This is a genomic window from Salinarimonas sp. NSM, assembly GCF_052380005.1.
Classification (GTDB): domain Bacteria; phylum Pseudomonadota; class Alphaproteobacteria; order Rhizobiales; family Beijerinckiaceae; genus Salinarimonas.
Genome location: NZ_JBQTCJ010000108.1, coordinates 1 through 4679 on the forward strand (window position 1 = coordinate 1; position 4679 = coordinate 4679).

Annotated in this window: 6 protein-coding genes and 1 pseudogene; 4 read left to right on the forward strand and 3 right to left on the reverse strand. The window is 72.5% G+C overall.

Annotated elements, in window-relative coordinates; translation table 11 throughout:
• The 4 genes from minC to hisN form a co-directional block, all read left to right on the forward strand.
• Window positions 1-438: septum site-determining protein MinC (gene minC, locus ACTZWW_RS22365; protein ID WP_444783176.1), on the forward strand; the 438-nt coding region annotated here is incomplete at its 5' end.
• 44 nt (window positions 439-482) lie between these two features.
• Complete coding sequence (gene minD / locus ACTZWW_RS22370) at window positions 483-1298, forward strand: septum site-determining protein MinD (protein WP_444783177.1); 816 nt, start codon at window positions 483-485, stop codon at window positions 1296-1298.
• Entirely contained in the window at window positions 1295-1570 is a 276-nt protein-coding gene (gene minE, locus ACTZWW_RS22375) for a cell division topological specificity factor MinE (RefSeq protein ID WP_444783178.1), read from the forward strand. The genes minD and minE overlap by 4 nt, the downstream gene beginning before the upstream one ends.
• Window positions 1571-1962: 392 nt before the next feature.
• Complete coding sequence (hisN, locus tag ACTZWW_RS22380) at window positions 1963-2778, forward strand: histidinol-phosphatase (protein WP_444783179.1); 816 nt, start codon at window positions 1963-1965, stop codon at window positions 2776-2778.
• A 19-nt stretch (window positions 2779-2797) separates the two neighbouring features.
• Here the strand turns inward: hisN and nudC are convergent, their stop codons facing one another.
• The 3 genes and pseudogenes from nudC to ACTZWW_RS22395 form a co-directional block, all read right to left on the reverse strand.
• The gene (gene nudC / locus ACTZWW_RS22385; RefSeq protein WP_444783180.1) at window positions 2798-3721 is read right to left on the reverse strand and encodes an NAD(+) diphosphatase; all 924 of its coding nucleotides are present in this window, start codon (window positions 3719-3721) and stop codon (window positions 2798-2800) included.
• 25 nt (window positions 3722-3746) lie between these two features.
• Entirely contained in the window at window positions 3747-4181 is a 435-nt protein-coding gene (locus ACTZWW_RS22390) for an HIT domain-containing protein (RefSeq protein ID WP_444783181.1), read from the reverse strand.
• Window positions 4182-4242: 61 nt separating this feature from the next.
• A pseudogene (locus tag ACTZWW_RS22395) lies at window positions 4243-4679 on the reverse strand (DNA polymerase III subunit gamma/tau); the annotation flags it as partial.

A 4679-nucleotide genomic window follows, 5' to 3' on the forward strand; every position in this document is an offset into this window, starting at 1 on the left:
GCCCCGGCCGGCGTGGCGGCGGCCGCCGAGGCCGCGGCCAAGGCCGCTGCCGACGCGGTCGCGGCGGTGTCGGGCGCCGCCGGCTCGGACGCGCAGGCGCCGCAGTCCACGCCGTCGCTGATCATCGACCAGCCGGTCCGCTCGGGCCAGTCGATCGTCTTCACGGAAGGCGACGTCACGGTGCTCGGCTCCGTCGCCTCCGGCGCAGAGGTGGTCGCCGGCGGCTCGATCCACGTCTACGGCGCGCTGCGCGGCCGGGCGCTCGCGGGCGCCACCGGCGATCCGCGCGCGCGCATCTTCTGCCGCAGGCTCGAAGCCGAGCTCGTGGCGATCGACGGCCTCTACAAGACGGCCGAGGACATCGGGGCATCGCTGCGCGGCCAGCCGGCACAGGTCTGGCTCGAGGGCGATGCCATGAAGATTGCGGCGATCGGCTGACGAAAGACGTCGACGACGCGGGGGTGACAACGGAGGTGGTGGCGATGGCCAAGGTTCTCGTCGTGACATCGGGTAAGGGAGGCGTCGGCAAGACGACCTCGACCGCAGCGCTCGGGGCCGCCCTGGCCTCGCAGGGCAAGAACGTCGTGGTCGTCGACTTCGACGTCGGCCTGCGCAATCTCGACCTGGTGATGGGCGCCGAACGGCGCGTGGTCTACGATCTGATCAACGTGGTGCAGGGCGACGCGAAGCTCGCCCAGGCGCTGATCCGGGACAAGCGGTGCGACACGCTCCACCTGCTCCCGGCCTCCCAGACGCGCGACAAGGACAACCTCACCGCCGAGGGCGTCGCGCGCGTCATGGACGAGCTGCGCGAGAAGTTCGACTGGGTGATCTGCGACAGCCCCGCCGGCATCGAGCGTGGCGCCACGCTGGCCATGCGCCACGCCGACGCCGCGATCGTGGTGACGAACCCCGAGGTCTCCTCGGTGCGCGATTCCGATCGCATCATCGGGCTCCTCGATTCGAAGACGCTCAAGGCGGAAGCCGGCGAGCGGATGGACAAGCACCTGCTGCTCACGCGCTACGACCCGATCCGGGCCGAGCGCGGCGACATGCTCAAGGTCGACGACGTCCTCGAGATCCTCTCGATCCCGCTTCTGGGCATCATCCCGGAGAGCCAGGACGTCCTGCGCGCGTCGAATCTCGGCAGCCCCGTGACCCTCTGCGAGCCGGGCTCCACGCCCGCCCGCGCCTATTTCGACGCGGCGCGGCGTCTCGAGGGCGCCACGCTGCCGGTGGTGGTACCCAGCGAGAAGAAGGGCTTCCTGGGCAAGCTCTTCGGAAGGAGGGCCGCATGAACCTGCTCAACCTGTTCACGCGTCGCTCGTCCGCGCCGGTTGCGCGCGAGCGGCTCCAGGTCCTGCTCGCGCACGAGCGCGCCGTGATCGGCAATTCCGATCTCGTCGCGGTGCTGCGCGAGGAGATCCTCGCCGTGATCGCCAAGCACGTGCCGGTCGAGCGCGACAAGGTGCGGGTCAAGATGGACCGGGGCGAATCGATGTCTCTGCTCGAGGTCGACATCGAGCTGCCGGAGATACCGGCGGCGGCGAAGGCCGCGAAGGTGGCCTGACGCTCGGAAACTCCTTCCGACGCCGCGCCGACCAATGGCGGTCTTCCCGCCGCGCGTGCCGGGCGGCACCCTTCCAGGACAAAAAAAGGGGCCGCTCCGGAGAGCGGCCCTAAGTCTAGGGAGGAAACGCCCAAGGAGGGCATACGGGAGGACAACGCCATGCCCTACCGCACTGCACAATATACATTGCGCCGCACAAATGACAAGTCCCGGAAAGACCGGATGGTCCGCCTCTCGCGCGTAGCCTCATGCATTCGGCGCATGACCCGGCCCCGGGACCGCGCCGGCATTGCGTCCCGCGCCTGAGCGCGACCGGGGCTGACCCTCCGGCTTGTTCCTGCGCGCCCATCGTGAGATGGAGGACCCGGTTCTTCCACGCGAGGCACGCCGGCATGGCCCTGTACGACATCGCAAGCTTCGTCGACGATCTCGCCACCGCCTCGGCCAAGGCGATCCTGCCCTTCTTCCGCACCGCGATGGCCGCTTCCGACAAGGGCGGCCGCGACGGCGGCTTCGATCCGGTGACGGAGGCCGACAAGGCGGGCGAGTCGGCGATGCGCCACCTCGTCAAGCGCGCCTTTCCGGGACACGGCATCGTCGGCGAGGAGTACGGGACGGAGGGCGAGGGCGCCGAGTACGTCTGGGTGCTCGACCCGATCGACGGCACCCGCGCCTTCATCGCCGGCCTGCCGACCTGGGGCACGCTCATCGGGCTCACTCGCAACGGCCGGCCCTGCTACGGCCTGATGCACCAGCCCTTCACCGGCGAGCGCTTCTTCGGCGACGGCGGCAAGGCGACCTATCGCGGCCCGATCCCGGGAGCCGGCAACGGCTCCGCCACCGGCGAGCGGCGGCTGCGCACGCGCCGCTGCGCGAGCCTCGCCGAGGCGACCCTGTCGTCGACGAGCCCCCGCCTGTTCGCGCCGGGCGCGGAACGGGAGGCCTTCGAGCGGGTCGAGGCGGCGGCGCGCAACGTGCGCTTCGGCTTCGACTGCTACGCCTATTGCATGCTCGCCGCCGGCCACGTCGATATCGTGGTCGAGGCCGGGCTGAAGCCCTACGACATCGTCGCGCTGATCCCGATCATCGAGGGCGCCGGCGGCGTCGTCACGACGTGGGACGGCGGCGATCCCTCCGGCGGGGGCACGATCGTGGCGTCCGGCGACAAGCGGGTCCACGAGGAGGCGCTGAGGCTGCTCGCGGGGTGAGCCCGCGCGCGCAGCGACCTCACGTCACGAACAGCCGCACGAGGTGGTGCGCGATCGCGACCGGAGGCGGAACGCGCAGCCCGTCGGGATGCGCGTTCGCGAGCATCAGGCGCACCTCGTCGCGGGTGAACCAGCGCGCGTCCTCCAGCTCCTCGCGGTCGATGTCGAGCGCGTCGCCGAGCGCCTCGCCGACGCAGCCGATCATCAGCGAGGAGGGAAAGGGCCAGGGCTGGGAGAGGGCGTAGGAGACCGTGCCGACCCGCACGCCCGCCTCCTCGAAGGTCTCGCGGCGCACGGCGTCCTCCACCGTCTCGCCGGGCTCGAGGAAGCCCGCGAGGCAGGAGTAATTGCCGGTGGGGAAGCGCGCCTGGCGGCCCAGCAGGCAGCGGTCGCCCCGCGTGATCAGCATGATCACGACGGGGTCCGTGCGCGGGAAGTGCTGGGCGCCGCAGGCGTCGCAGTCGCGGCGGTAGCCGGAGGCGGACAGCCGCGTCGGCGCGCCGCAATTGGCGCAGAAGCCGTGGCGCAGATGCCAGGAGAGCAGCGACTTCGCCTGGGCGAGGAGCCCGATCTCGCGCTCGGGCACGAGGCCCTGCGTGGCCAGCCCGCGCAGGTCGTGCGGCTCGGCGCCGGTGCGCGTCGCGAGCGCCTCGACCGCATCCGCCGGCGCGGCGGTCGCGAGGACCGGGCGACCGTCGAGCGTGCCGAGAAAGACCTGGACCGCGATCGCGATCCCGTCGAGCACCGGCTGCGGGTGGAGCGCGCCGAGCGGCCCGTCCGCTCCCTCGCCCTCGCGGCGCAGCAGCGGCGTGTCGCCGCAGAAGAGCACGGTGAGCGCCTGCGGGTCGCCCGCGTGCCGGACGAGCGCCGCGTCGCCGCGCTCGCTCGTGTGCCGCACGAGCCCGTTCGTGGCGAAGCCGAGCGGCGGATTGGTGTCTTGCATGGGGATGTCTCTCGTGCCGCGGGGGTCAGGCGGCGGCGAAGGCCGCGCGCAGGCGCTCGAGCAGCGCCTCGACCGCGTGCGGCGGGTAGGGGATGCGCGTTCCGTGGCCCCAGACGGGACCCGGCCAGGCTGGATCCGACGCGAATCGCGCGAGCACGTGGACGTGGAGCTGCGAGACGATGTTGCCGAGGGCGCCCACGTTCACCTTGTCCGGGCGCGCCACCTCGAGGATGACGCGCGTCGCGACGCGGATCTCCGCCATCAGCGCCTGCGCGTCGCCCTCCGCGAGATCGGCGATCTCGACGAGGCCCGGCCGGCGCGGCACCAGGATCAGCCAGGGGAAGCGCGCGTCGTTCATCAGGAGGACGCTGGAGAGGGAGAGATCGCCCACGGGGCGCGTGTCCGCCTCGAGGCGGGGGTCGAGGGCGAAACCGGTCTGCGGCGGGGCGGGCGTGCTCATGAGGGGGAGGATAGAGCGCGGCGGGGCCGGCGGCTATGGGGCTCGAAGCGACGGGCCATCCTCAGAGCTCCTCGTCCTCCGCCGGCGGCTCCATCGGCTCGGCCGCCTCCGAGATGCCGCCGCCGGGCGCGGCGCCGGCCTCGTCCTCGGCGGGTGCGCGCTCGCGCACGTCGACGATCTGCGCGCCGGGGAAGCGGGCGAGCACGCTCTGGACGAGGGGGTGGTTCTGCGCGTCGCGCCGGCGCTCGCGGGCGGCCTCGGCCGCGACCTCGGCGAGCGGCGGCGCGCCCTCCTCGCGCGAGAGCGCCACCATCCAGCGCCGGCCGGTGAGCTCGGCGAGCTTGCGGGAGATCTCGTTGGGCAGGTCGCGCCGGCCCGAGTCGGCGAGCGCGAACTCGAGCCGCCCGTCCTCGTAGTGGACGAGGCGCACGTCGCATTCGAGCGCCCGCTTGAGCCCGATGTCGCGGCGCTCGCCGACGAAGGCCACGAGGTCCTCGA

What these genes read in the sequence shown, in the direction of transcription:
- minD (WP_444783177.1), top strand. Translation starts at nt 483, where the DNA reads ATGGCCAAGGTTCTCGTCGTGACATCGGGTAAGGGAGGCGTCGGCAAG.
- minE (WP_444783178.1), top strand. Translation starts at nt 1,295, where the DNA reads ATGAACCTGCTCAACCTGTTCACGCGTCGCTCGTCCGCGCCGGTTGCG.
- hisN (WP_444783179.1), top strand. Translation starts at nt 1,963, where the DNA reads ATGGCCCTGTACGACATCGCAAGCTTCGTCGACGATCTCGCCACCGCC.
- nudC (WP_444783180.1), bottom strand. Translation starts at nt 3,721, where the DNA reads ATGCAAGACACCAATCCGCCGCTCGGCTTCGCCACGAACGGGCTCGTG.
- ACTZWW_RS22390 (WP_444783181.1), bottom strand. Translation starts at nt 4,181, where the DNA reads ATGAGCACGCCCGCCCCGCCGCAGACCGGTTTCGCCCTCGACCCCCGC.